We start from the raw sequence: 25,069 nt of genomic DNA on the forward strand, positions 1-25,069 counted from the left end.
GCGCGACGCCGCGAAATCCGCTTGTGCCTCGGCACCGCCATTCCTGCTGTCGAACAGCGGGAGTTTCGCATTTGCTTCAAGACCTTCACGACGAACACGATCACGGCCTCGCTTACGATCTGCAGGTTATCAACGCCCTGGCCAGCCGCCGCCGCGCGCTGCGCTGGTTCGCCGGCGCAGGTGCCGGCGCATTGCTGACCGCCTGCGACGGCAATGCGGCAAGCGACGGCACGGTCGTAACCCCTACCCCCACGCCGAGTGCCTCGGTCACGCCGACGCCGAGCCCGACCTCGACGCCGACACCGAGCGCGGGCTGCGTCGCCGACCCGACCGAGACCAACGGTCCCTACCCCGCCGACGGCACCAACAGTGCGAGCGGGCTTACATCGAATGCGCTGACCGCCGCGAACGTCGTGCGCAGCGACATCCGGTCGAGCTTCATCGGTACCTCGACTGCGATTGCCGCCGGCGTGGAAGTGACGCTCACGCTAACGGTGGTGAACGTCAATTCGGCCTGCGCGCCGCTGGCCGGCTATGCCGTGTATCTCTGGCACTGCGACCGCGACGGCAAATATTCGCTCTACGACTTGCCCAATGAGAGTTATCTGCGCGGCGTCGGCGTGACCGACGCCAATGGCGAGGTTCGCTTCACGACGATCTTCCCCGGCTGCTACGCCGGGCGCTGGCCGCACATCCATTTCGAGGTCTTTTCGAGCCTGAGCAATGCAACCTCGGGGCGCTATGCCTCGCTGATCTCGCAGCTCGCGATGCCGGCCGCGACCTGCACCGAAGTGTACAACAATGCCAGCGGCTACGGTAGCAGCGTCCGCAACCTCGCCGGCGTATCGCTCACGAGCGACAATGTGTTCGGCGACAATTCGAGCGCGCAGATCGCCCAGCAGACGCCTGTGATGACCGGCAGCGCGGCGGCGGGTTACACCGCGACCGCGGTGATCGGGCTGGCGCGCTAGCCAGCCGTGCTCCTGCGAAAGCAGGAGTCCAGGATCACACCGGACAGCATCCGTGATCCTGGGCTCCTGCTTTCGCAGGAGCACTTGCTCCCCACGAGCTCCACGGGGGTGGAGCGGCCGGCATGCCCCGCCGGCCGAAGCGCCCCGCCTGCCGAGGTGGTTTCCTCTGTGCCACTTCCCGGCGGGCGGGGCGCGTTATAGGGTGCCGCGATGGCATCCCCGGCACCCGCGCATCCCCATCGCCTGCGCTCGATCCTCGGCGGGTCGGCGGGCAACCTCGTCGAATGGTATGACTGGTACGCCTATTCGGCGTTCACACTCTATTTCGCGCCGCATTTCTTCCCCAAGGGCGACCAGACCGCGCAGCTCTTGAACGCCGCGGCGGTGTTCGCGGTCGGTTTTCTGATGCGCCCGATCGGCGGCTGGCTGATGGGCGTCTATGGCGACCGCTACGGGCGCAAGGCGGGGCTGACCCTCTCGGTCACGCTGATGTGCGTCGGGTCGCTGATCATCGCACTCACGCCCGGTTACGAGACCATCGGCGCGGCAGCACCGATGCTGCTGGTGCTCGCGCGGCTGCTCCAGGGCCTGTCGGTCGGCGGCGAGTACGGCGCCAGCGCCACCTACCTTTCCGAGATGGCAGGCAAACGGCATCGCGGCTTCTTCTCGAGCTTCCAATATGTCACGCTGATCTCGGGACAATTGGTCGCATTGCTGGTCCTCCTCGTCCTGCAGGCGACGCTCAGCGAAGCCGATCTCGACGCATGGGGCTGGCGGATTCCCTTCGCGATTGGCGGCGCGCTGGCGGTCTTGGTGTTCTGGCTTCGGCGGCGGCTGGCAGAGACGGAGAGCTTCGAAAACAGTCGCAGCGAAGCGCGGCGATCGGGATTGTCGGCGCTCTTCCGCGAGCATCCGCGCGAGGCAGCGGTGGTGATGCTGCTCACTGCCGGCGGCACGCTCGCCTTCTATGCCTATTCGATCTACCTGCAGAAATTCCTCGTCAACACCGCCGGCTTCGACCGCGCGACCGCCTCGCAGATCAACGCTGCGGCACTGTTCTGCTTCATGGCGATCCAGCCCCTGGCGGGCGCGCTGTCCGACCGGATCGGGCGCAAGCCGCTGATGGTCGGGTTCGGGGTGCTGGGGACGCTGCTGACCTGGCCCATCTTCACGACGCTGGAAACAGTGCACAGCGCTTTCGCGGCGTTCCTGATCATGTTCGGCGCGCTGGCGATCGTCACCGGCTACACGTCGATCAACGCGGTGGTGAAGGCCGAGCTATTCCCCGCCCATATCCGCACGCTGGGTGTCGCGCTCCCCTACGCGCTCGCCAACGCCCTGTTCGGCGGTACGGCCGAATATGTCGCCTTGTGGTTCAAGGATGCGGGCTGGGAGCGCGGCTTCTATTGGTACGTCACCGCGATGATCGCGATCTCGCTGATCACTTATCTCAGGATGCGCGACACCGCGAAGCATTCGCGCATCCTCGAAGATTAGGTCAGGATACCGCCGCTGCGGCTCGCGAGGACGCGGCCGATCGAATCGAAAAGCGCGTCCATCGCCACCGGCTTGAACAGCACGTCGTCGGCGCCGAGCGCGAGGCAGCGCTCGCGCAGGTCGATCGCAGTGTCTGCCGTGACGACGATGATCGGCAGTTCCGCCTTCTCGTCGCCACGCGCGCGGATGCGCCGGATGGTCTCGAAGCCGTCGGTGCCGGGCATGCGCAGATCGACGAGGATGACGTCGAAATCCTCGGCGTCGATCCGCTCGAGGCCTTCCTCCGCCCAGCTTGCTTCCGCCATGGTGGCGCCGGCCACGTCGAGCATGTCCTTCACCACCCGACGGTTCATCGGATCGTCTTCGATGAACAGGATGTTCATGGCGTGCCGACGCGAAGGACGGAATGAATCTCTGCGACCGTTTTTATCATATGAAGTGTGCTATCGCGCTATGCCGCCTGGGACACAAGACGGTCGCGACCGCCCTGCTCCGAATTTTCTTCCGGACCCGGAACGATCGCCGCAACGAGGGCCGCGCCCGACACCGGCTTGGTGACGATGTTGCCGATCCCGAGGGCGACGAGCTGCGCTCGCACATCCGAATCGGGATTGGACCACAGCACCGTGCTGTTGCCCGGCGCGATGGCGGCGGCGAGGGTCTTGAGGATATCCATCGGCTCGCCTTCGTTCGCCTTGAGCGACGCCTCATCGACGAGCAAGTGCGTCGCCGCCGCCTCGGCGATGAGCGCATGGGCTTCCTCCGCACTCGAAGCGAAGTGCACCGAGGCGAGCCGCGGCTCGAGCAAAGTACGCAGCATGCTCCGCGCGATCGGATTGCGATCTAGGATCACCATCGTCGCGCCGCTGCGGGCAGTCCCTTTGGCCTCGACCGGCGCTTCGGCGAGCACGAGCGGCAGGTCGACGATGAACGATGTGCCCTGCCCTTCGATGCTCTCCACCGTGATCTCGCCGCCCAGCGCGCGGGCGAGATTGCGGCAGATGGTGAGGCCTAGCCCGGTGCCGCCGAACTTGCGCGTGGTGCCGGCGTCGACCTGGCGGAAGGATTCGAAGACCTCCTCGAATTTCTCCGCCGGGATGCCGATGCCGGTATCGTTGACGACGAGGCGAAGCCGCGCCGTCTCGCCTTCGCCTTCGGCCACCACCCGCAGCGTCACGCCGCCGCGCTCGGTGAACTTGATGGCGTTGGACAAGAGGTTGAACACGATCTGGCGCAGTCGGCCGGCGTCGCTGACAATCCAGCCGGGCGCGTGGCTGAGCTCGAGGCGGAAGCGCAGGCCCTTTCCGCGTGCCTGTTCGTCCCACAATCGGGTCACATCGCGCAGCATCGCGCACAGGTCCATCGGGACGGCCTCGACAGCCAGGTTGCCCGTCTCCATCTTCGCTACGTCGAGAATATCGTCGACGAGGCTGCGCATCGTGACGCCGGCGCCGTGCACGATCCCGATGCGGTCGCGCATCTCGGCTTCGAGCTTGGGGTCGGCGAGCATGACCTGGGTCATGCCGAGAATGCCATTGAGCGGCGTCCGTATCTCGTGGCTGGTGGTCGCGAGGAACTCGGTCTTGGCCTTGAGCGCCTTTTCGAGCGCGACATTGGTATCGCCCAGGACGATGTTGGTCGCGCGGATTTGATTGCGGCTGCGGCGCAAGGTGATCAAGCCGAAACTCAAAAGGGCGATGATGACGAGCGTAGCGCCCCCGATGCTCAGGAACAGGGTCCGTTGGAACGCGGCGGTACGGCGTGCTTCCTCGGCCTTGAGCGTCTGAATGCGCGTCTGCTGTTCGGCGTAGTTGAAGCGCGCAGCCATCAGCGCCGCGCCGGTCGAGGTGGCGACCTTCGTGGTCTCTTCGTCGAGGCGCTTCATCGCTTCCAGATGCGCCAGCGCCAGTTTGGGCGCGACTTCGCGCAGGATCTCGTGCGCGAAGAAATGCGATCTGCGGAAGTCGACGGTGGTCGTCGTCAGATCCACGCCGGCAAAGCACTCCTTGATCAGCCGCAGCGCCTTTGCCTTGTCTCCCCGATCGGAGGCAAGCCATGCGGCGGTCGCGAGAAGCTGGCGGCGCAAGAGGTCAGCGTCGGCGTCCTCGACGAGCTTGAAGCCGCGCGCCAGGGTGCGATCGGCGGCCTCGAAATGCCTGAGTTCAACCTGATTGCGCGCAAGATTCACGAGGATTCGTGCTTCGAGCAGCGGCTTTTCGAGCTGCCGGGCGATCGCCAGCGCGGCCTCATATTCCTTTTCGGCCTCGGCGCGGCTCCGATCGGCCCGGGCAAGGACGTTGCCGCGACTGTTGTGCAGCGAAAGGGAGAGCGCCGGATCACCGTCATAGAGTTCGGCAGCCTGGCGATAATATTGCTGCGAGCGGTTGTCGTCGTTCGCGACGCCGTACAGTGCGCCGATATTCTGGAGCGCGATCGCCTGGCTGCGCGGCTCCCTGACCGCGGCGAAGATCCGGAACGCCTCCTGATAATTCGCCAATGCCTTCACGGCGTCGTTGCGCTGCATGTAAAAGGCGCCTTGCGACATCAGAAGGTCGCCACGCAGCTTGATCGGTCCGGAGATCGTTCCGATGAGACGCAGGCCGTCATCGAGCAGAGGCTTGGCGCGTTCGGTCGCGTTGTTGCGCAGATGGGCCTCCGCGCCAAGCCATCGCGCCGTCGCCAGCGCCAGGACCCGCTGCCGTCGATCCGGGACGCGGCGCGCGAGCGAGTCGATCTGGTCGACATGGCGCAGCGTCTGCACCTGGTCGGCCATCATGCTGTCCTTGGCCGCCTGGATCTGAACTTCGAGCGGTCTGGAGAAATCGGCCTCGCCGGCAAACACGGACGGGCTTGCGAGGGCTAGCGCGAGGCCTAGGGCAGAAAGCAGGACGCGCGTCACGCGCGTTTCCAGAAACTCTCGGGCCGGATGAACGACTGCACATTGGCCGAGCTGGCAAGGTGCGCTTCGTCGGCGAGATATTTGCGGAAGGCGTCGAAGCCCAGCGGACGCGACAGCAGGAAGCCCTGCACCATGTCGCAGCCCATCACGCTGAGCAGCGCCAATGCCGAGGGTGTCTCGACCCCTTCGGCGGTGACTTCCATTTCGAGCGCGTGCGCCAGGTCGATCGTCGAGCGGACGATCAGCGGATCGCGATTGCTCGAGGTCAGTTGCATCACGAACATCTTGTCGATCTTGAGTTCGTTCGCCGGCAGTCGCTTAAGATAGGCAAGCGACGACAGCCCTGCGCCATAATCGTCGATCGCGAGCTTGACCCCGATATCGGCGAAGGTCTGCAAATGGCGAATTGCGCTGTCCGGATCGCGGATCACTGCGGTCTCGGTGATTTCGAAGCCGAGCTTGGCCCCGCTCGACGAAACGATCGCGCAGGCTTCCTTCACGAACTCGGCATCGGCAAGCAACATGCCCGAGATGTTGAGGAACAGCGTGAGATCGAACCCTTCGGCAGCGAGGCGCTTCTGATCCTCGATCACCTGGCGAAGCGTCCACATCGTCAGCGCGCCGATCTCGCCGGCTTCCTCGGCCACCGAGATGAAGTCGCCCGGAAGGATGAGTCCGCGCTGGGGATGCTGCCACCGCACCAGCGCCTCGGCACTGGTAATTTCCTGCCGGCGCACGTGCACCTTGGGCTGATATTGCAGGAACATCTCGTCCGCGGCGATGGCACGGGGAAGCTCGCGCATCAGCGTCAGGCGATCGAACGCCAGGTCCGCACGCGAAAGATCGCGCATCACGACGCGCTTTTCGCTGCGCGCCTGTTCGAGCGCCGATTCCGCGGCTTCGGTCAGGCGAACGTCGTCGCAATCCTCACAAGGCGCCGCAGCGACGCCGAATTGCAGTTGGATTTGATAGGATTCGCCGTCGAGATCGAAGGGATCGGCAAGTGCCTTGCGCAACCGTCCGATATCGGCAGCGCCGGCTTCGGCACCTTCGCGCTCGAATGCGATCTCGATCAAGGCGCGGCCGGCGGTGAGGATCCGCACTTCCGGAATGCACTCGGCGATTCGCGCCGAGACATCGAGAACCAGCGCGTCGGCACGCGGCCGGCCAAGATGGCGGCGCAGCGTTGCGAAATTCACAATCTCACATTGGGACAGAATTCGCCAATATCCCGATCGGGGATTCGCTGGCTCGGCCCGGGTTAGTCCGACCGGAGAAGCCGTGGCCCGCTGTTCGCATGGCACGCTGTCCGTACCTTGTCCGCACGCGTGGGAGTCGCGCCGCGGATACGCTTCCGCAACGATTCCATTGGCTTCCGCGAAAGACGCGGCCGCGCGCGACTCGCCGTCTCCCGAGGGCACCGAAGTGTCCGACCCACCCGACATGTCTTCGGACCTAGGCCCCGACCCTTGAAGGAACGGTTAAATCGCGCCCGGTGCAGTGATTGCCCACCTGCACCATCCCGCAGAAATCCTGATTGATTAGTCGTTAATCTCCCCTTAACCACTCGAATCGCGCATCGTGCGCACCGATGGGAGATCAATGATGTTCGCGTTTGGCCTTCTTTTCCGCGAAAAGAGCGGTGGCGAAGAAATCCGCCCGTTCTGAATCGTCACTTCCGGGTCGGCGGTGAAGCGGTATCAGCAGTGATAACGCGCTGACCGACCCGGACGACAATCGAGAAGCGGCTGGGGGGACTGGCCGCTTTTTTTGTGCCCACGGCCGGCGTGCTTGCCCTGCGCGTGCCTTTGGTTAAGGCGCTATGGTCTTCACTCCAGAGGAGATCGGACCTTGCGCATCGCGATGATCGGCACCGGCTATGTGGGCCTGGTTTCCGGGGCGTGCTTCTCGGACTTCGGCCACAAGGTCGTCTGCGTTGACAAGGACGCGCGCAAGATCGAACTGCTCCACCGGAACGTGATGCCGATCTATGAGCCGGGCCTTGCCGAGCTCGTCGCGTCGAACGTCAAGGCAGGACGGCTGACCTTCACCACCGATCTTGCCGAGGGCGTCAAGGATGCGGACGCAGTGTTCATCGCCGTCGGCACGCCCAGCCGGCGGGGCGACGGCCATGCCGACCTCTCCTACGTCTACGCCGCCGCGCGAGAGATCGCGGAGAATCTGACCGGTCCGAGCGTGATCGTCACCAAGTCGACCGTGCCCGTCGGCACCGGCGACGAAGTCGAGCGGATCCTCGCCGAAGTCGCACCGAATAGCGGCGCCAAGGTCGTCTCCAACCCCGAATTCCTGCGCGAGGGGGCGGCGATCGAAGATTTCAAGCGGCCCGATCGCGTCGTTATCGGTACCGACGACGAGGCGGCGCGCGACGTGATGCGGCAGATCTACCGCCCGCTATCGCTCAATCAGAACGCGCCCCTGTTGTTCACCGGCCGCCGCACCTCCGAACTGATCAAATATGCCGCGAACGCGTTCCTCGCGGTCAAGATCACCTTCATCAACGAGATCGCCGATCTGTGCGAGGCGGTCGGTGCCGACGTGCAGGAAGTGTCGCGCGGGATCGGGATGGACAATCGCATCGGCGGCAAGTTTCTCCATGCCGGCCCCGGCTATGGCGGCTCGTGCTTCCCCAAGGATACGCTGGCGCTGCTTAAGACCGCGGCCGACAATGAGGCGCCGCAGCGCATCGTCGAGGCGACGGTGCAGGTGAACGACGCCCGCAAGCGCGCGATGGGCCGCAAGGTGATCAAGGCGATGGGCGGCGACGCGCACGGCAAGACCGTCGCGGTGCTCGGCCTCACCTTCAAGCCCAACACCGACGACATGCGCGATGCGCCGAGCCTGTCGGTGATCGCGGCGCTCCAGGATGCCGGCGCGATGGTGCGCGCTTATGATCCCGAGGGTATCGAGCAAGCGCGGCCGATCCTGCCGGACGTCGAATTCTGCGCAAATCCCTATATCGCGGCGGAGGGCGCCGACGCGTTGGTGATCGTCACCGAGTGGGACGAGTTCCGCGCGCTCGACCTTGGCCGGATCGCAAAGACGCTTACCACACCGCTGCTCGTCGACCTGCGCAACATCTATCCCCCCGCGGAGGCGGCGCGCGCGGGGCTGACGTTGGTTGGCGTGGGCAAACCCAAAGCGAGCTGATCAGGCATCCTTGCCGAGCCGCTCGCCCGCGTAGGTCGAGGCACGGATCGGCTCCCACCAGCTGCGATGGGCGAGATACCAGTCGACGGTACGCTCTAATCCGGAGGCGAAGCTCTCGCGCGGCGTCCAGCCGAGTTCTCGCTCGGCCTTGGCAGGATCGATCGCATAGCGGCGGTCGTGTCCGGGACGGTCGGTCACGAACGTGATGAGCGAACGGCGGCGCGTGCCTGCCAGCGGCTGGCGCGTGTCGAGTAGGTCGCAGATCGCTTCGACGACACTCAGATTGGTCGCCTCGGCCCGACCGCCGACCAAGTAGGTCTCACCGATGCGGCCGGAGGTCAGTATCTTTTCCAGAGCGGCAGCATGATCCTCTACATGCAGCCAATCGCGCACGTTCGCGCCGCAACCATAGACTGGCAGCGGCTTTCCCTCCAGCGCATTGATGATGGTCAACGGGATCAGCTTTTCGGGAAAATGCCAGGGCCCATAATTGTTCGAGCAGTTCGACAGCACCACCGGCAGGCCATAGGTCTCGTGCCAAGCGCGGACGAAATGGTCAGACGCGGCCTTCGACGCGGAATAAGGCGAGGAAGGCGCATAAGGCGTGGTCTCGGTGAACACGCCGCTGTCGAAAGGAAGATCGCCGAACACCTCGTCGGTCGAAACGTGATGGAACCGAAATGTGTCGCGCGCGGCCTGCGGAAGCGTGCGCCAATATGCGAGCGTCGCGTCGAGTAACCGCACCGTACCCACCACATTGGTCTCGACAAAGGCCGCGGGAGAATCGATCGAGCGGTCGACATGCGTCTCGGCGGCAAGATGCATGAGGCCGTCCAACTGCTCGTCGCGGAGCAATCGCAGCACCGTTGCGGCGTCGGCAATGTCGCCTTCGACGAAACGGAAATTCGGTGCGCGTTCAATCTCCGCGAGCGATGCGCGATTGCCGGCATAGGTCAGCTTGTCGAGGCAGACGACGTGAAAGCCACGCGCGACCAGCCGGCGGCATACCGCCGAGCCGATAAATCCTGCCCCGCCAGTGACAAGGACGCGCCGGATCATGCCGCAGCCTCCACGCAACGACGCAGATAATCGGCATAGCCCGTCTTGCCCATCCGCGCGGCGCGATCGAGCATCGCCGCCGCGCTCAGATAGCCAAGGTCGAACCCGATCTCTTCGGGGCAGGCGATCTTGATCCCCTGGCGATGCTCGATCGTGCGGACGAACGCGCCGGCTTCGTGGAGGCTATCGTGCGTACCGGTATCGAGCCACGCGTAGCCACGGCCGAGGCGATTGACGATCAGGTTGCCGCGATCGAGATAGGCACGGATCACGTCGGTGATCTCAAGCTCGCCGCGTGCAGAAGGCTTGAGTTCGCGGGCGATCCCCGTCACATCGCGGTCGAAGAAATAGAGCCCGGTGACTGCCCAGTTGGACGCGGGGTTTGCCGGCTTCTCGACGATCTCGGTCGCGTGGCCGCTATCCGGATCGAAGCTCACCACGCCATAACGCTGGGGATCGTCGACGTGATAGGCGAAGATCGTAGCGCCGCCCCCCGCCGCCGCGGTCGCGGCCATATGGCACTTCGCCCCCAGCGCGTCGCCGTGAAAAATATTGTCGCCGAGGATCAGCGCAGCCGGGCCGCCATCCAGAAACTTCTCACCGATCACGAAAGCCTGGGCGAGCCCCGCCGGCTCCGGTTGCACGGCATAGCTGAGGTTGATGCCGAACGCCTCGCCGCTCCCGAGCAATGCCTCGAACATCGGCAGGTCGCGTGGCGTGGAGATGATCAGGATATCGCGGATACCCGCTAGCATCATTACCGACAGCGGGTAGTAAATCATCGGCTTGTCGAACACGGGCAGCAATTGCTTCGAGATCGACAAGGTCGCCGGATAGAGCCGCGTGCCGGATCCCCCCGCGAGGATGATGCCCTTGACGCCGTGCGGCTCTGGCCGGCGATCACCGCTGCGGCGAAAATGCGCTGACAATTTTTCTTCTCCGCGCCGAATTAGGAACGCCTCGCAAACAAGGCGCCCTGCCCCCTAGATCAACATCGTCAAATAGCGGCAGAAGGTTCACGAAGCTTTAGCCGGGTACCGCAGTGCAATCGGGATTCGTTTTGTCTCTTCCTTCACTCACCCATCTTCAACGCCTCGAAGCCGAGAGCATCCATATCCTGCGCGAAGTCGTCGCCGAGGCCGAGCGCCCGGTGATGCTCTATTCGATCGGCAAGGACAGCGCGGTGATGCTGCACCTCGCCAAGAAGGCCTTCTATCCTGCCCCCCCGCCCTTCCCGCTGCTCCATGTCGACACGACCTGGAAGTTCCAGGCGATGTACGAACTGCGCGATCGCGCCGCGCGGGCCGCGGGAATGGAATTGCTCGTCCACCGCAACCCCGACGCGCTCGTCCGCGGGATCAACCCGTTCGATCATGGCACCCTCCACACCGATCTGTGGAAGACCGAGGGGCTGAAGCAGGCGCTCGACCTCTACGGCTTCGACGCGGCATTCGGCGGCGCACGGCGTGACGAGGAGAAGAGCCGCGCCAAGGAGCGCGTTTTCTCGTTCCGCACGGCCTCGCATCGGTGGGACCCCAAGAATCAGCGCCCCGAGCTCTGGCACCTCTACAATGCGCGCAAGGCCAAGGGCGAGAGCATGCGGGTGTTCCCGATCTCGAACTGGACCGAGCTCGACATCTGGCAATATATCCGCGCCGAGGGAATCGAGATCGTGCCGCTCTATTTCGCCGCGCCGCGCCCGACGGTCGAGCGCGACGGGCTGCTGCTGATGGTCGACGATGAACGCTTCCGGCTCGCGCCCGGCGAGACGCCGGTCGAACGCTCGGTGCGTTTCCGCACGCTCGGCTGCTATCCGCTGACCGGGGCGGTCGAGAGCGAAGCCGCGACGCTCGACGACGTCATCCAGGAGATGCTGCTGACCACCACCTCCGAACGCCAGGGCCGTGCGATCGATCACGACCAGGCCGCGAGCATGGAAAAGAAAAAGCAGGAGGGGTATTTCTGATGACCTCCTATCGTCCCGACGCCCTCATTGCGTCTGACATTTCGGCGTATCTCACGCTGCACCAGAACAAGTCGCTGCTGCGCTTCCTCACCTGCGGCAGCGTCGACGACGGAAAATCCACGCTGATCGGGCGCTTGCTCTACGATTCCCGGCAAATCTTCGAGGATCAGCTGGCGAGCCTCGAGGCCGACAGCAAGCGGCTGGGGACGCAAGGAGCGGAGATCGACTTCGCGTTGCTCGTCGACGGGCTCGCCGCCGAGCGGGAGCAGGGCATCACGATCGATGTGGCGTATCGCTTCTTCGCGACCGAAAAGCGCAAGTTCATCGTCGCGGATACGCCGGGGCATGAGCAATATACGCGCAACATGGTCACCGGCGCCTCCACTGCCGATCTCGCGGTGATCCTGATCGACGCGCGCAAGGGCGTGCTCACCCAGACTCGGCGGCATTCGTACCTCGCGCACCTGCTCGGCATCCGCCACATCGTGCTCGCGGTGAACAAGATGGACCTGATCGGCTACGACCAGGCCACCTATGACGCGATCGTCGCCGAATATCGTGCCTTCGCAGATTCGATCGGCATCAGGGACTTCACGCCGATCCCGATCTCGGGGTTCAAGGGCGACAACATCACCGCTTTGTCCGCGAACACGCCGTGGTTCGCCGGGCCGGCGCTGCTCGATCATCTCGAGCAGGTCCAGATCGAGGCCGAGGCCGACCGGGCCAAGCCGTTCCGGCTGCCGGTACAGTGGGTCAACCGTCCCAATCTCGACTTCCGCGGCTTTGCCGGGCTGATCGCGAGCGGCACGGTCAAGCCGGGCGATGCGGTCCGGATACTGCCCTCGGGGCGGACTACCAAGGTCGCGCGGATCGTCGCAATGGAGGGCGACCGCGACGCCGCCGGCGCGGGCGAGTCGGTGACCTTGACGCTCGCCGACGAAGTCGATTGCTCGCGCGGCGACGTCATCGCCGCCGCCGAGGCGCCGCCGCAGGTCGCGGATCAGTTCAAGGCGACGATCGTCTGGATGGACCAGGCCGAATTGCTTCCCGGCCGCGCTTATTGGCTCAAGCTCGGCACCCAGACGGTGAGCGTCACGGTGCGCGAGCCCGAATATGCGATCGACGTCAATACGCTCGCGCAGGTGGCGGCGCGCACGCTCCAGCTCAACGATATCGGCGTCGCCGAGATCGCCGCCGACCGCGGCATCGTATTCGAATCCTACGCCGACAGCCACGATCTCGGCGGGTTCATCCTGATCGACAAGGCGTCGAACGCCACCGTCGCCGCGGGGATGCTCCACCACGCGCTGCGGCGTGCGCAGAACGTCCACTGGCAGGCGGTCGAGATCACGCGCGAGGCGCATGCCGCGCAAAAGGGCCAGGTGCCGCGCTTGCTGTGGTTCACGGGCCTGTCGGGATCGGGCAAGTCGACGATCGCCAATCTGGTCGAGAAGAAGCTGCATGCGCTGGGCAAGCACAGCTTCCTGCTCGACGGCGACAATATCCGCCACGGGCTCAACCGCGACCTGGGCTTCACCGATGCCGACCGGGTCGAGAATATTCGCCGCGTCGGCGAGGTCGCCAAGTTGATGACCGATGCCGGGCTGATCGTGCTGACCGCGTTCATCTCGCCATTCCGCGCCGAGCGCGAGATGGTGCGGGCGATGCTGCCGGCGGGGGATTTCTTCGAGATCTTCATCGACACGCCGATCGCCGAGGCGGAAAAGCGCGACCCCAAGGGGCTCTACAAGAAGGCGCGCGCAGGCGAGATCGCCAACTTCACCGGCATATCGAGTCCCTACGAAGCGCCCGAGCGCCCCGAGATCCGGATCGACACGACCAAGGAGACTCCCGAGGCCGCGGCCGAGCGGATCGTCGAGACGATCATGGGAACCTGGAGCCCGGTGATTTGAACGACGCCGAACTCGCACGCGATATCGCTACCGAGGCCGGGGCGCTGCTGCTGCGCATCCAGTCCGAGTGCGCGGCGGGCGACCGGGGGGATCGCGAGGCCAACGCGCTGATCCTGTCGCGGTTGCGAGACGCGCGACCGGACGACGCGATCCTGTCGGAAGAGAGCGCCGATGACTTGGCGCGGCTTGCGGCGCGGCGGGTGTGGATCGTCGACCCGCTCGACGGCACCCGCGAATTCGCCGAGCGGCGCGAGGATTGGGCGGTGCATGTCGCACTCGCGACAGATGGACGCGCGGCGAGCGGCGCGGTGGCCTTGCCCAAGCTCGGCCTGACCTTGTCGAGCGATGCCCCGCCCCCGCTTCCCCGGCCGCAGACGCCGCCGCGAATGCTGGTCAGCCGGACGCGGGCGAGCGCCTTGTGCGTCGACGTCGCGGGGCGGATCGGCGCGGTGCCGGTCGGCATGGGCTCGGCGGGCGCCAAAGCGATGGCAGTGGTGCGCGGCGCCGCCGAGATCTACCTGCACAGCGGCGGCCAGCATCAATGGGACAATTGCGCGCCGGTCGCAGTGGCGCTGGCCGCAGGGCTGCACGCCTCGCGGATCGACGGGTCGCAGATCGTCTACAACGATCGCGACACCAGCATCCCCGACCTGCTGATCTGTCGCAAGGAATGGGCGGAGCGGGTGCTCGCGGCGGTGCGGGAATGTGCAGGTTGACCTAAGACGCGACTCGCGGAGTCCCTGCGAGTCGCGCGTGGACCAGAGTCAATGGACATGGTAAACGCGTGCCTGGGGAGGGGCACGGCTTGGGGCTCGAAATCTGGTTCGTGCTGGCGATCGGGCTGAGTTTAGCCGGCTACGCCGTCTATCTGCTCGGACTACGCCGCGACATCGTCCGCCCCAACCGCGCCTCGTGGCTGATCTGGGCGGCAGCCACCGCGCTCGAGGCGTCGACCTATGCCGCGGTCAATCCCGGCGCCCCACAAGGCTTGGTGTTCGCGCTGTCGGCGGTGGCGTGCCTCGCCGTGACGATCGGGATCTGGCGCCGCGCGGACTGGGCGCCGCCGTCGCCGAGCGAGACCTTCTGCATCGCCGCGTCGCTGGCCGCGCTGGCGCTGTGGCTGGTCTTCCGCGAAGCATTCTGGGCGCACATGCTCGTCGTCGCGGCGGTGCCGGTGAGCTTCTGGCCGACCTGGGCGAGCGTGTGGACCGACCGCGCACGCGAGCGTTCCCCCGCGTGGGGATTATGGACCTTCGGCGATCTCGCGACCTTGCTGATCGCGGTTCGCGGCGAATTGGGCCTGGCCGAGCTCGGCTATATCCTGGTCGAATTGCTCTGCCACGCCAGCGTCTGGTTCCTGATCGGGCTCGCGACGATCAACCCGTGGCGCGCGTTCGGCATTCGCCGCGGCGGCCTGCGCATCTTCGAGCGCTATCGGGCTTCGAACAATCTCTTCAAGGTCGGCGACAACCATCTCGGCAAGGCCGTATTCGCCGCGGCGCCGTTTGCCGAGGGCGACGTGTTGCTCGAATTCACCGGGCGGCGACTGCCAGCGGATCGTCTGCCCAGCCGGATGCACGGGCGCAGCGACCGCTTCGTCCAAGTGACGCCCAACGATTATATGGGACCCTCGGGACAGCTCGACGACCTGGTCAACCATAGCTGCGCGCCCAATGCCGGACTGCGCTTTGGCGAAACGGGCGTGTTCCTGATCGCGGTCCGCGCGATCGCGGCGGGCGAAGAGATCAGCTGGGACTATTCGACGACGCTGCGCCAGTCGAACTGGCACATGCTGTGCCAATGCAAGGCGGCGGAGTGCCGGCGCGTGATCGGCGATTTCGACACGCTCGATGCCAAGCGCCAGCAATGGTTCCGCGCGCGAAACTTGGTTGCCCCCTATCTACGCGAGCCGCTCGTCGTGGAGGATGAGCGCGCAACAGGTTAGCCTTCGCAGAACACGGGCGTCGGCTAAGCCGCCAGTTCCTCAGCCACCGGCACCGCGCCCAAGGTCAGCACCGCGCGCGCCCCCATGCCCTTCCCGTCGCTTTGCAGCTCGAGCGTCCCGTCCATCGCCAGCATCGAATTGGCGCACCAATGCAGCCCCAGCCCGCCGGACTTGTGTGCGCGGGTTGAGAAGCCGCGCTGGAACAGGGTCGAAGCCAGTGTCGGATCGAAGCCCTCGCCGTCGTCGCGGATGACGATCTCGGTGCGCGCGCCGCGCTCTTGGACCGTGACGGCGATGCTACCCCCGCCCCGGCCGGTCGCGGCGATCGCCTCGGCGGCGTTGGCGAAGAGGTTGCCGATCACCTGGCTTAGGATCACGCGGTTGGCGCGGACGAGGTGCGGCTTCGACGGAAAATTGAATGCTACCGAGTTCTCGCCGGAGAACCGCGCGATCGTCGCGTTCTGGGCGACGATCTCGCTGATGTCGCAGCTGGCCAGCGCAGGGCGCTCGTGCGCCGCCTCCTGCTGATCGCCGATGATCTCGAGCACCTGGCGCAAAGCGACGCGGCCGATACCTAGCTGGCCGCTGCGCTCGGCACGCTCGCGCTCGAACGCGTCGAACGCAGCGGACAGGAATGCGACCAGTTTGGCACGGCGCTCGGTCGGGAGGCCCGGATCGGCAAGCTCGGCGAGCGCCTTGTCGATCGTCACGCGGTCGATCGCGGGCGGCCGATCGAGCCCCTGGCTCAGCACCGTCGTCACCGGATTGAGCGCGTTGCGGACATTGTGCATCACCGCGACCGCGCTCTCGTTGCGACCGAGCGTGAAGCTCTGCACTTCGAGCTGCTCGCGCAGGTCCTTGAGCTGGCGGAGCATCGAATTGAAGCTGGTGACGAGGCTGCCGATCTCGTCATCGCGCGCGTCTTCGGTGAGCAGGCCGAGATCGCCCGAACTGCGCACCACGCCCATATGGCGCTCGACGCGGTGAAGCGGGCGCAGCACCAGCCGAGTGATCATCCGCCGGGTCACCAGCAGTACGACCGCGAGCAGCAGCGACGATCCGAGCACCGCAAGCACCAGCATGCGCTTGCCCAAAGTCGAGAGATCGCGCGGTACGGTGTAGGCTGCCGCGGCGACCGCGCGGCCGTCGGGGCCAGGAATCGGCACCGCGATGCGCGTGCGCGACGCGCTCGGCGTGACGGTGACCTCGGCGGCGGGCGCAGCCAGGCGCGCCTCGAGCTGGAGCAGGGTGCTGAGCTGTTGCGACGTGATCGTCCGCGCCATCAGCACATAGCCGCGCGGGGCGCCGCTGCCGTCGCTGCGGCGGACGCGCGCAATGCCGATCGCCGCGAGGCGGTCGCCGAGCCTGAGATAGAAGCCGGCCGAACTGCGTCCGCGGAGCGCGGCTTCGAAATCGAGCCGTCCGATCGCCGCGACCAGCGTGCCGCGCATCGCGGGCATTTCGGCTTCGCGCGCGGGATCGATCCACCGCGCGATCACCACCGACCGGTCGGGCCGGACATAGGCCATGCCGTCGACGTCGAGATTGGCCATCGCCAGCGTCGAGAAGCTTTCCGCCTCGAAGGCACGGCTGGGCGCCGCCATATAGTCCCAGGACGCGTTCCAGTCGCCATAGTCGCGCACGGCATTCTCGACCTTGGCGGCGAGGTCGGTAACCACCGCCTGGGTACGCGCGACATGCGCGGCGTTCGAATCGCGCTCGAGCCGGTTGAAATTGGGCGTGATCACGGTCGCCAGCAGCAAGGTCAGCGCGGTCGCGCCGACCAGCCCGACCCCAGTGAGGATCAGTACCAGCTTCGCGCCGAGCGACCGCGGCAGGCGCAACCGCCCCGACCTGATCATCAACCGTCGGTCCCGGTGCCCGCGATTTCGAGCGCAGGCTGGTGCGCGAGGCTGCCCTTCTCGGCCACTGCCAGCGCATCCTCGGCAGCGAGCGGCCGTGACAGGAAGAAGCCCTGCATATGGCTGCACCCGGCGATGCGCAGCGCCTGCAGCTGGGCATCGGTCTCGACTCCCTCGGCAACGACCTCCATGCCGAGCGCGCGGCCGAGATGGATCACCGAATGGACGATCGCCGCGCTCTCGCGCTCGCGGCCCATCCCGTCGACGAAGCTGCGATCGATCTTGAGGCAGTCGAGCGCGAAGCGGCGGATATTGTAGAGCGACGAATAGCCGGTGCCGAAATCGTCGAGCGCGATGCGGAAGCCCATCTGGCGCAGCTTGAACAGGATCTCGGCGGCGCGCTCGACATTGTCGAAGATCGCGGTCTCGGTGATCTCGATCTGGAAGCGGCCGGGCTCGACCCCCGCCGCGGCGACACGCTCGACGACATGCGCAACGAAGTTCTGCCGGCGGAACTGGCGCGGGCTGAAATTGACCGAGACATATTGGCCGGGCCAGGTCTTGAGCGCGGCGAGCGCGTGATCGATCACCCAGTCGCCGAGTTCGTGGATCAGCTGCGATTCCTCGGCGATCGGAATGAACATCGCCGGCGGCACCATGCCATATTCGGGGCTGCACCAGCGGATCAGCGCCTCGAAGCCGGGAATGTCGAGCGCGCGTCCGACGATCGGCTGGAACACCAGTTTGAGTTCGCCCTTGGCGATCGCCTCGGACAGGCCGGTCTCGATCTGGCGGCGGAAGCGGATCGAATCGTCCATGCTCTCGTCGAACACGCAGACGCATCCGCGCCCGCGGCGCTTGGCTTCGTTGAGCGCGAGGTCGGCGCGGCGCATCACGTCGATCGGATCGCCGATGCTGCCCGGTTCGACGACGATCAGCCCGATCGAGGCGCCGCCCTGCACCGAATGGCCGAACACCTTGAAGCTGGTGCCGACCGCCTTGAGCAGGCGCTCGCACTGCATCACGGCATCGTCTTCGCCCTCGACCTGCATCAGCAGCGCGAATTCGTCGCCGCCGAGCCGCGCGACGAAGCCGTCCTCGGCGATCCTGTCCTGGAGGATCTCGCAGACCATCCGGATCAGCTCGTCGCCGGCGAGATGCCCGAGCGTGTCGTTGACCAGCTTGAAGCGGTCCAAGTCCATCATCGCCATCGCGAAGCAATGGTCACCCTTCACTGCCTGGCCGAGCGCGTGGAGGAAGGCGAGGCGATTGGGCGCGTCGGTCAGCGAATCGTGGTTGGCCATGTGGATCGCGCGCGATTCGTTCGCGGCGAGTTCGAGTTTCTGCTCCTCGAGCAGCGCGACCGCGTGCTTGAGGTCGAGATCGACCTTCCAGCGCTGCGCGAGCGCCGTCGCGGCCTGGAGCACTTCCTCGGCCTGGAACGGCTTGGCGATGTAGAACAGCTTGTCGACCGGACCTGCGGCGCGGCTGATCTCGATCGGCGAGAAGTCCGAATAGCCGGTGACGATGACGAGGTTGATGTCAGGGTCGGCCAGGCGGATGCGCTTCGCGGTTTCCTTGCCGTCGATGCCGGGGGGCATGCGGATGTCGATGAACGCCACGGCATAGCGCGCGCCGCTCGCGATCGACTGCTCGACAGCGGCGACTGCGTCGAGTCCCTGCATATAGTGGTCGCAGTCGAAATGCGGCGCGCAATCGGCGGGCGCCGGCGCGTCGCCGAACAATTCGGCCGCCATCTTGCCAAGCGCCTCGGCACTTCCGCAGGCCGGGGCGAAGCACTGGCGATAGGAATCGTGCATCGCCGGCTCGTCGTCCACGATCAGAATGCGCAAGCCCAATTCCCCCCGGAAAATCTCCGAACAAGGTAAGTAATTAGCATTAACGGCGCGTAAAATCCCGTGCCATGCCTTCGTCTAGGCTGCGCCCGCATAGTTAATTTGCGGTACTATCCCCTAGCGCATTTCTCCCGAAACGACGGCGCGCCGGCATCCGCGTAGAGCGGTGTTGCGGATGCCGCCGTCTCCCAGCGGTTTCGCCAGTAAGCGTGCCGTCCTCCTCCCCCGGAGCGGCATCGCCCGGGAGCAAGCCGAGGCCGCCGGATCCCTCCGCGGCTTCGGCTTGAGCCCCCCGGTTTACCCGCGCCCTTCCCCGCTCCAGGGTCTGAACGCAGTACCGGCAACGGCCGTGATCGTCCTTGGAAGTCTGCTGGCAAGGCGGATCGCGCAGACGCGTAGCGGCGCTACGCGCAAGCGGTCCAACGCAGTCCAGGAGGCTTCCAAGGACGACCGCGAAGCGGCGGGCCGGTTTTGGCGCACAGCTACGTCACTTGTCGGTCACGATGACACCGCATCGCTCCCTCCTCGTTCCTCCCTGTGCGCCAAAACCGGCTCCGTCCCGGCCATTGCCGGTATTGCGTTCAGACCCTAGGTCTTGCGACGCCAAGCGGAGGAACCATGGCCGACCCCCTGATTGCACGCTCCCTGCTGTTCGCGCCGGGGGATTCGGAGCGCAAGCTGGCCAAGGCCGGCGCGAGCGGCGCCGATCTCGTACTGCTCGATCTCGAGGACGCCGTGGCGCCCACCAACAAGGCGATGGCGCGCGCCCTCGTCGCCGGGCATCTGCGCAGCGCCGAGCGGGCGCAGCCGCACTGGGTACGGATCAATCCGCTCGACAGCGAACACGCCCTCGCCGATCTCGCCGCGATCGTGCCCGGACGGCCCGACGGGATCATGCTGCCCAAGGCGACCCGCGCCGAGGCCGAGCGGCTTCACCATTACCTGACTGCGCTCGAAGCCGCTGCCGGGCTGGCGATCGGCGACATCCGCACGATCGTCGTCGCGACCGAGACCGCGCCCGCCTTGTTCGGGCTCGGCGACTATGCCGGCTGCCCCCGCCTCGCCGCGCTCACCTGGGGCGCGGAGGACAGCGCGACCGCGCTCGGCGCGACCGACAATCGCGACGAGGCCGGTGAATACGACTTCCCCTATCAACTGTTCCGCGCGCTCGCGCTCGCCGGCGCGGCGGCGGCAGGCGTGACGCCGATCGAGACGATTCACGGTGACTTTCGCGACCTAGACGGTCTGGCCAAGGTCGCCGCCAAGGCCCGGCGTGCCGGCTTCCGGGGCATGATGGCGATCCACCCCGATCAGGTGCCGGTGATCAACGCCGCCTTCTCGCCGTCCGAAGCCGAGATCGCGCGTGCCGAGGCGATCGTCGCGGCGTTCGCGGCCAATCCCGGGGTCGGCACGATCGGGCTCGACGGCGCGATGCTCGACATGCCACATCTGAAGCGCGCCCAGACGGTGCTCGCTTTGCCGCGGAATTGACCTGTTTCATTTGATTCTCTGATCGTTACAGGTACGAATGCATCAGTTGCAGTCGGGGGCGCGTACCAGAGCATGACCCAAGCCGATCCTGGGCACGAACCCTTGCCGGTGGGCGAGGACGAGTTCCGCATGATCGCCGACAGCGCGCCGGTCGCCGTGTGGGTCACCCGGCTCGATCGCACGCGCAGCTTCGTCAATCGCGCGTACGTCGAATTTCTCGGCGTCCCCTATCACGAAGCACTAACCTTCGACTGGCGAGGCATCATCCACCCGGACGATGCCCCGCGCCTGCTCGCCCAATCGGTAGCAGGTGAGGCGAGCATGGAGACCTTCGATCTCGAGGGGCGCTATCGCGACGCGCGGGGCCGCTGGCGCTGGCTGCATTCGACCTCATCGCCGCGCCGCGATGCACAGGGCCGGCACATCGGCTTCATCGGCGTCGCCCACGACGTGACCGAGGCCAAGGAGGCCGAGCTTTCGCTGCGCGACAGCGAGGCGCAGCTCTCCGCCTTCATCGCGCAATCGACCGCGGGCTTCGCCCAGGTCGACCTCGAAGGGCGCTTCACCCTGGTCAACGAGCGCTTCTGCGAGATCGCCGGGTGGAGCAAGGACGAGCTGATGGGAATGCGGATGCTCGACATCACCCATCCCGACGATCGCGACCGCAACCAGCCCCTGTTCGATCGCGCGGTGGCGGTCGGCACGCCGTACACGCACGAGAAGCGCTATATCCGCAAGGACGGCGGCGTGGTGTGGGTCAACAATTCGGTATCGGTGATCCGCCGCCCCGACGGCGAGCCGTTCGGCGTGCTCGCGGTGACGCTCGACGTCACCGAGCGCCGCGAGGCCGAGGGGCGGCTCCACAAGAGCGAGGAAAGCTTACGCCTCGCCACCGAGAGCGCAGGCATGGCGAGCTGGGAGCTCGATCTCGCCACGATGGAGGGTCAATGGTCGGCCAACCGCTTCGACCTGCTCGGCATGCCGCGGCGACCCGACGGCCGCGGAACGATCGGCGAATGGATCGAGCGCATCCATCCCGACGACCGCGACTGGGTACGGGCGATGGCGCAGCGCTGCTTCGATACCGGCGAACCCTATACGATGGAATATCGCATATGCCGCGCCGATACGGGCGAGGAACGCTGGCTGCAGAGCCATGGCAGCCGGATCGACTATGCCGACAACCGCCCCAGCCGCTTCGTCGGCGTTTCTTTCGACATCACCGACCGCAAGCGCGCGGAGGACGAGCTCCGGGCGAGCGAGGCGCGCTTCCGCACGATCTTCGAGCAGGCCAACGACTTCCTGATCACCACGACGCTCGACCAGAAACTGACCTCGGTGAATCCCGCCGTTCTCGCCGCGCTCGGTTATTCCGAGGAGGAGATGATCGGCAAGTCGATCGGCGACTTCATGGATGCCGATCAGCTCGCCCTCGCCCTAGCCGCTTTCAACCAGAAGATGCGGGAGGGCGGCAGCACCCGGCTGACCGTCACCGTCCGCGCGCGCGACGGCCGCCCGCTGATCTGGGAAAGCAATTCGCAGCTCACCACCGACGAGGAGGGCAATCCCACCGGGCTCCACGCCATCGGCCGCGACGTCACCGAAGCCAAGCGCGCCGAGGCGCATCTCCGGCTGCTCGTCGACGAGCTCAATCACCGCGTGAAAAACACGCTCGCGATCGTCCAGGGCATCGCTCAGCAGAGCTTCAAGGGCGCGACCGACCCGACCGTCGCGCGCGCGGCGTTCGAAGGGCGCCTCGCCGCGCTGTCCGAAGCACATAATCTCCTCACCCGCGAGCATTGGGGCGCAGTGTCGATGGCGCAGATCATCGGTGACGCGGTCGCCCCGCATGGCGGCGATGCCGGACGGTTCGAACTAGACGGCCCCGATCTGCCGATCCTGCCCAAGACCGCGATCAGCCTGGCGCTGGCGATCCACGAACTCGCCACCAATGCGGTCAAGCACGGCGCGCTTTCGCAGCCCGAAGGGCGCGTCGCGATCCGCTGGGCGCGGGTCCGGGAGAATGGCCGCGCGCGGCTGTCATTGGTCTGGAAAGAGAGCGGCGGCCCCGAAGTGGCGACCCCGACGCGGCGCGGATTCGGAACGCGGATGATCGAGCGCGGGCTCGCCGCCGAGCTGAACGGCACGGTCCGGATCGACTTTCGCCGCGAGGGGCTGGTCTGCACCGTCGACGCGCCGCTGCCGGAGGGGGCCGAATGAGCGACTTTCAGGGACTTCGGGTGCTCGTGGTCGAAGACGAGCCGGTGGTGGCGATGTGCCTCGAAGACATATTGGAGAGCCTGGGATGCCAGACCATCGGCCCAGCAGGCGGGCTTTCCGACGGACTGGCGCTGGCCGAGCAAGAAGAGCTTGGCGCGGCGATCCTCGACATCAATCTCGCGGGCGAGCGCAGCACTCCGATTGCCGCGTTGCTGTGTGAACGCGGCGTGCCGGTCGCCTTTGCCAGCGGTTACGGCGCCGCGCCCGAAGGCTTCGAGACGCTGCCTCTGATCGAGAAGCCCTATCGCGAGGCCGATATCGACGCCGCGTTGCGGGGCCTGCTCAAGCGCGCGAGATAATTGCGTCGCCCTGCGCGACGCGCGACAAGGCACGCATTCACCAGGAGATTTCAGATGCACCGGTCCCTCGCCTTGCTGTTCCTGCCCCTCGTGCCGGTGAACGCGGCCAGCGCTCCGGCGCCGGTGGCGGTGCAGGCCGAGCAACAGGATGCCGCGCTGCTCGATTTCCTCGATCGCGCTTATGACGAGCAACTACGCCTGAGCCCCGAGACGCAGACCCAGCTCGGCTTCAAGACCAACTACGACCGTCTCGACGATTATACCGACGCCGCCGCGATCCGCCGCCGCGACCTGGCCGAACGCCAGCTCAAGGAGATGCGGGCGCGCTTCAAACCCGAGCAGTTGGGCGAGAGCGCCCGGGTCAGCTATCGGTTGTTTGAATATGAAGTCGAGCGCGCGCGCGAGTCCTTCCGTTTCCGCAAGCTGCGCTTCCCGGTCTCGACCAATGGCAGCCCCGCCGGCGCGATCCCGGTGCTGCTGATCAACAACCACAAGATCGACAATGTCGCCGACGCCCAGGCCTATATCGCCCGGCTGCGCGATACCGAGCGGGTGATGCGCGAAGTCGCCGCGCAGATGCGCATGCAGGCGGCGGGGGGTATCATCCCCAACAAGGTCAATTTCGCGCCGGCCCGCGCCGATGCGCGCAAGGTCATCACCGGAGCCCCGTTCGATGACGGCCCGGATTCGACGCTGATGGCCGACTTCCGCAAGAAGGTGACCGCGCTCAACCTGCCTGCGGCGGACAACGCCAAGCTGCTCGGCGATGCGCAGGCGGCGCTCACCGGCCCGTTCAAGCGCGGCTTCGACACGCTGTTCGTGGCGCTCGACGCAATCGAGCCCAAGTCCAAGGGCAATTTCGGCGCGTGGAGCCTGCCCGACGGCGCGGCTTATTACGCCGACCGGCTGAAGAGCTCGACCACCACCAATTTGACCGCCGACCAGATCCACGCACTCGGCCTCAAGCAGGTCGCCGCGATCCGTCAGGAAATGGAGGCGATCAAGCGCGAGGTCGGCTTCACCGGCACGCTCGAGCAGTTCTTCGAGAAGGTCCGCACCGACCCCGCGTTCAAATATCCCAACACCGAGGCGGGGCGCGAGGAATATCTGCGCGACGCGCGCGCGGTGATCGCGTCGGTGATGGCGGCGGCGCCGCGCTATTTCAGCGTGCTGCCCAAGGCGCCGCTCGAAGTTCGCGCGGTCGAGAAGTGGCGCGAGGGCACCGCCTCGACCGCCTTCTACAATCGCCCCTCAGCCGACGGCGCACGGCCGGGCATCTATTACGTCAATCTGGTCGACATGAACCAGACGCAGAAGGTCCAGGTCGCCGGCATCGCCGCGCACGAAGGCGCGCCGGGACACCATTTCCAGATCGCCCGGCAGCAGGAGCTCACCGGCATCCCCAGGTTCCGCAAGTTCGGCGGCTACGGCGCCTATGTCGAAGGTTGGGGACTCTATTCCGAGCGGCTCGCCGACGAGATGGGGGTGTACAAGGATCCCTATGCCCGCTTCGGCATGCTCTCGCTGCAGGTATGGCGGGCGATCCGGCTGGTACTCGACACCGGCATCCATTCGAAGCGCTGGACGCGCGAGCAGGCGATCGCCTATTTCCGTTCGAACAGCTCGGTCTCCGACACCGATATCGCGCGCGAGGTCGACCGCTATTTCAACTGGCCCGGCCAGGCGACGAGCTACATTGTCGGCCAGCTCAAGATCGCCGAATTGCGCGCGCGTGCGCAAAAGGCGCTGGGCGCCCGCTTCGACATTCGCGAATTCCACGAGGCGGTGCTGAGCCAGGGCGCGCTGCCGCTCGATGTGCTCGACGAGCAGGTCGAGCACTACATCAAGGCACGGCAGGGCTGA

At 66.0% G+C, this 25,069-nt stretch carries 18 protein-coding genes; 11 read left to right on the forward strand and 7 right to left on the reverse strand.

Annotated elements, in window-relative coordinates; genetic code table 11:
- Positions 1-71: 71 nt before the first annotated feature.
- Positions 72-971, forward strand: coding sequence for a dioxygenase family protein (locus AC3WJI_RS06440; protein WP_492756430.1), 900 nt, complete (start codon positions 72-74; stop codon positions 969-971).
- Positions 972-1,181: 210 nt separating this feature from the next.
- On the forward strand, positions 1,182-2,468 hold the full coding sequence (locus tag AC3WJI_RS06445) for an MFS transporter (protein ID WP_492756431.1): 1,287 nt from the start codon (positions 1,182-1,184) through the stop codon (positions 2,466-2,468).
- Here the strand turns inward: AC3WJI_RS06445 and AC3WJI_RS06450 are convergent.
- The 3 genes from AC3WJI_RS06450 to AC3WJI_RS06460 all read right to left on the reverse strand — a co-directional run bounded on the left by AC3WJI_RS06450 (position 2,465) and on the right by AC3WJI_RS06460 (position 6,566).
- Positions 2,465-2,851 (reverse strand): response regulator, encoded by a 387-nt coding sequence (locus AC3WJI_RS06450; protein WP_492756432.1) that lies wholly within the window; start codon positions 2,849-2,851, stop codon positions 2,465-2,467. The two genes, AC3WJI_RS06445 and AC3WJI_RS06450, sit on opposite strands and share 4 nt — an antisense overlap.
- A gap of 68 nt (positions 2,852-2,919) precedes the next feature.
- A complete protein-coding gene (locus tag AC3WJI_RS06455) occupies positions 2,920-5,310 on the reverse strand; it encodes an ATP-binding protein (protein WP_492756433.1) in 2,391 nt (796 codons plus the stop codon).
- 53 nt (positions 5,311-5,363) lie between these two features.
- Positions 5,364-6,566: a putative bifunctional diguanylate cyclase/phosphodiesterase gene (locus AC3WJI_RS06460; protein WP_492756434.1), complete on the reverse strand. Its 1,203-nt coding sequence runs from the start codon at positions 6,564-6,566 to the stop codon at positions 5,364-5,366.
- Between the two features lie 652 nt (positions 6,567-7,218).
- Here AC3WJI_RS06460 and AC3WJI_RS06465 point away from each other — a divergent pair.
- Complete coding sequence (locus AC3WJI_RS06465) at positions 7,219-8,535, forward strand: UDP-glucose dehydrogenase family protein (RefSeq protein ID WP_492756435.1); 1,317 nt, start codon at positions 7,219-7,221, stop codon at positions 8,533-8,535.
- Here the strand turns inward: AC3WJI_RS06465 and rfbB are convergent, their stop codons facing one another.
- Both rfbB and rfbA read right to left on the reverse strand, forming a co-directional pair.
- Positions 8,536-9,594: a dTDP-glucose 4,6-dehydratase gene (gene rfbB, locus AC3WJI_RS06470; RefSeq protein ID WP_492756436.1), complete on the reverse strand. Its 1,059-nt coding sequence runs from the start codon at positions 9,592-9,594 to the stop codon at positions 8,536-8,538.
- Positions 9,591-10,523: a glucose-1-phosphate thymidylyltransferase RfbA gene (gene rfbA, locus AC3WJI_RS06475; RefSeq protein ID WP_492756437.1), complete on the reverse strand. Its 933-nt coding sequence runs from the start codon at positions 10,521-10,523 to the stop codon at positions 9,591-9,593. Before rfbA ends, rfbB begins: the two co-directional genes overlap by 4 nt.
- A gap of 131 nt (positions 10,524-10,654) precedes the next feature.
- Here rfbA and cysD point away from each other — a divergent pair, with 131 nt between their 5' ends.
- The 4 genes from cysD (at position 10,655) to AC3WJI_RS06495 (ending at position 15,418) form a co-directional block, all read left to right on the forward strand.
- Entirely contained in the window at positions 10,655-11,560 is a 906-nt protein-coding gene (gene cysD / locus AC3WJI_RS06480) for a sulfate adenylyltransferase subunit CysD (protein WP_492756438.1), read from the forward strand.
- Positions 11,560-13,473, forward strand: coding sequence for a sulfate adenylyltransferase subunit CysN (gene cysN, locus AC3WJI_RS06485; protein WP_492756439.1), 1,914 nt, complete (start codon positions 11,560-11,562; stop codon positions 13,471-13,473). Before cysD ends, cysN begins: the two co-directional genes overlap by 1 nt.
- Entirely contained in the window at positions 13,470-14,189 is a 720-nt protein-coding gene (locus AC3WJI_RS06490) for a 3'(2'),5'-bisphosphate nucleotidase CysQ (RefSeq protein ID WP_492756440.1), read from the forward strand. Before cysN ends, AC3WJI_RS06490 begins: the two co-directional genes overlap by 4 nt.
- An 89-nt stretch (positions 14,190-14,278) precedes the next feature.
- Positions 14,279-15,418: an SET domain-containing protein gene (locus AC3WJI_RS06495; protein ID WP_492756441.1), complete on the forward strand. Its 1,140-nt coding sequence runs from the start codon at positions 14,279-14,281 to the stop codon at positions 15,416-15,418.
- Positions 15,419-15,441: 23 nt separating this feature from the next.
- Here AC3WJI_RS06495 and AC3WJI_RS06500 read toward each other — a convergent pair whose 3' ends face one another.
- Together AC3WJI_RS06500 and AC3WJI_RS06505 are read right to left on the reverse strand one after the other, a co-directional pair.
- Positions 15,442-17,280: a sensor histidine kinase gene (locus AC3WJI_RS06500; protein WP_492756442.1), complete on the reverse strand. Its 1,839-nt coding sequence runs from the start codon at positions 17,278-17,280 to the stop codon at positions 15,442-15,444.
- Positions 17,280-19,100, reverse strand: a complete 1,821-nt coding sequence (locus AC3WJI_RS06505; RefSeq protein WP_492756495.1) for a two-component system response regulator — start codon at positions 19,098-19,100, stop codon at positions 17,280-17,282. Before AC3WJI_RS06505 ends, AC3WJI_RS06500 begins: the two co-directional genes overlap by 1 nt.
- A gap of 654 nt (positions 19,101-19,754) precedes the next feature.
- Here AC3WJI_RS06505 and AC3WJI_RS06510 point away from each other — a divergent pair.
- The 4 genes from AC3WJI_RS06510 (at position 19,755) to AC3WJI_RS06525 (ending at position 25,069) form a co-directional block, all read left to right on the forward strand.
- Positions 19,755-20,627 (forward strand): HpcH/HpaI aldolase/citrate lyase family protein, encoded by an 873-nt coding sequence (locus AC3WJI_RS06510; protein ID WP_492756443.1) that lies wholly within the window; start codon positions 19,755-19,757, stop codon positions 20,625-20,627.
- A 72-nt stretch (positions 20,628-20,699) separates the two neighbouring features.
- Entirely contained in the window at positions 20,700-22,847 is a 2,148-nt protein-coding gene (locus AC3WJI_RS06515) for a PAS domain-containing sensor histidine kinase (RefSeq protein WP_492756444.1), read from the forward strand.
- Positions 22,844-23,206 carry a response regulator gene (locus AC3WJI_RS06520; protein WP_492756445.1) on the forward strand — a complete coding sequence of 121 codons (363 nt, stop codon included), beginning with the start codon at positions 22,844-22,846 and terminating at the stop codon, positions 23,204-23,206. The genes AC3WJI_RS06515 and AC3WJI_RS06520 overlap by 4 nt, the downstream gene beginning before the upstream one ends.
- A 54-nt stretch (positions 23,207-23,260) precedes the next feature.
- The gene (locus AC3WJI_RS06525; RefSeq protein WP_492756446.1) at positions 23,261-25,069 is read left to right on the forward strand and encodes a DUF885 domain-containing protein; all 1,809 of its coding nucleotides are present in this window, start codon (positions 23,261-23,263) and stop codon (positions 25,067-25,069) included.

The sequence above is a fragment of the Sphingomonas sp. FW306-1B-B10E genome (genome assembly GCF_058782005.1).

Coding starts and splice junctions, on each gene's coding strand:
- AC3WJI_RS06510 (WP_492756443.1), top strand. CDS start 19,755: ATGGCCGACCCCCTGATTGCACGCTCCCTGCTGTTCGCGCCGGGGGAT.
- AC3WJI_RS06515 (WP_492756444.1), top strand. CDS start 20,700: ATGACCCAAGCCGATCCTGGGCACGAACCCTTGCCGGTGGGCGAGGAC.
- AC3WJI_RS06505 (WP_492756495.1), bottom strand. CDS start 19,100: ATGCACGATTCCTATCGCCAGTGCTTCGCCCCGGCCTGCGGAAGTGCC.
- cysN (WP_492756439.1), top strand. CDS start 11,560: ATGACCTCCTATCGTCCCGACGCCCTCATTGCGTCTGACATTTCGGCG.
- AC3WJI_RS06445 (WP_492756431.1), top strand. CDS start 1,182: ATGGCATCCCCGGCACCCGCGCATCCCCATCGCCTGCGCTCGATCCTC.
- AC3WJI_RS06525 (WP_492756446.1), top strand. CDS start 23,261: ATGCACCGGTCCCTCGCCTTGCTGTTCCTGCCCCTCGTGCCGGTGAAC.
- rfbB (WP_492756436.1), bottom strand. CDS start 9,594: ATGATCCGGCGCGTCCTTGTCACTGGCGGGGCAGGATTTATCGGCTCG.
- AC3WJI_RS06450 (WP_492756432.1), bottom strand. CDS start 2,851: ATGAACATCCTGTTCATCGAAGACGATCCGATGAACCGTCGGGTGGTG.
- AC3WJI_RS06500 (WP_492756442.1), bottom strand. CDS start 17,280: ATGATCAGGTCGGGGCGGTTGCGCCTGCCGCGGTCGCTCGGCGCGAAG.
- AC3WJI_RS06520 (WP_492756445.1), top strand. CDS start 22,844: ATGAGCGACTTTCAGGGACTTCGGGTGCTCGTGGTCGAAGACGAGCCG.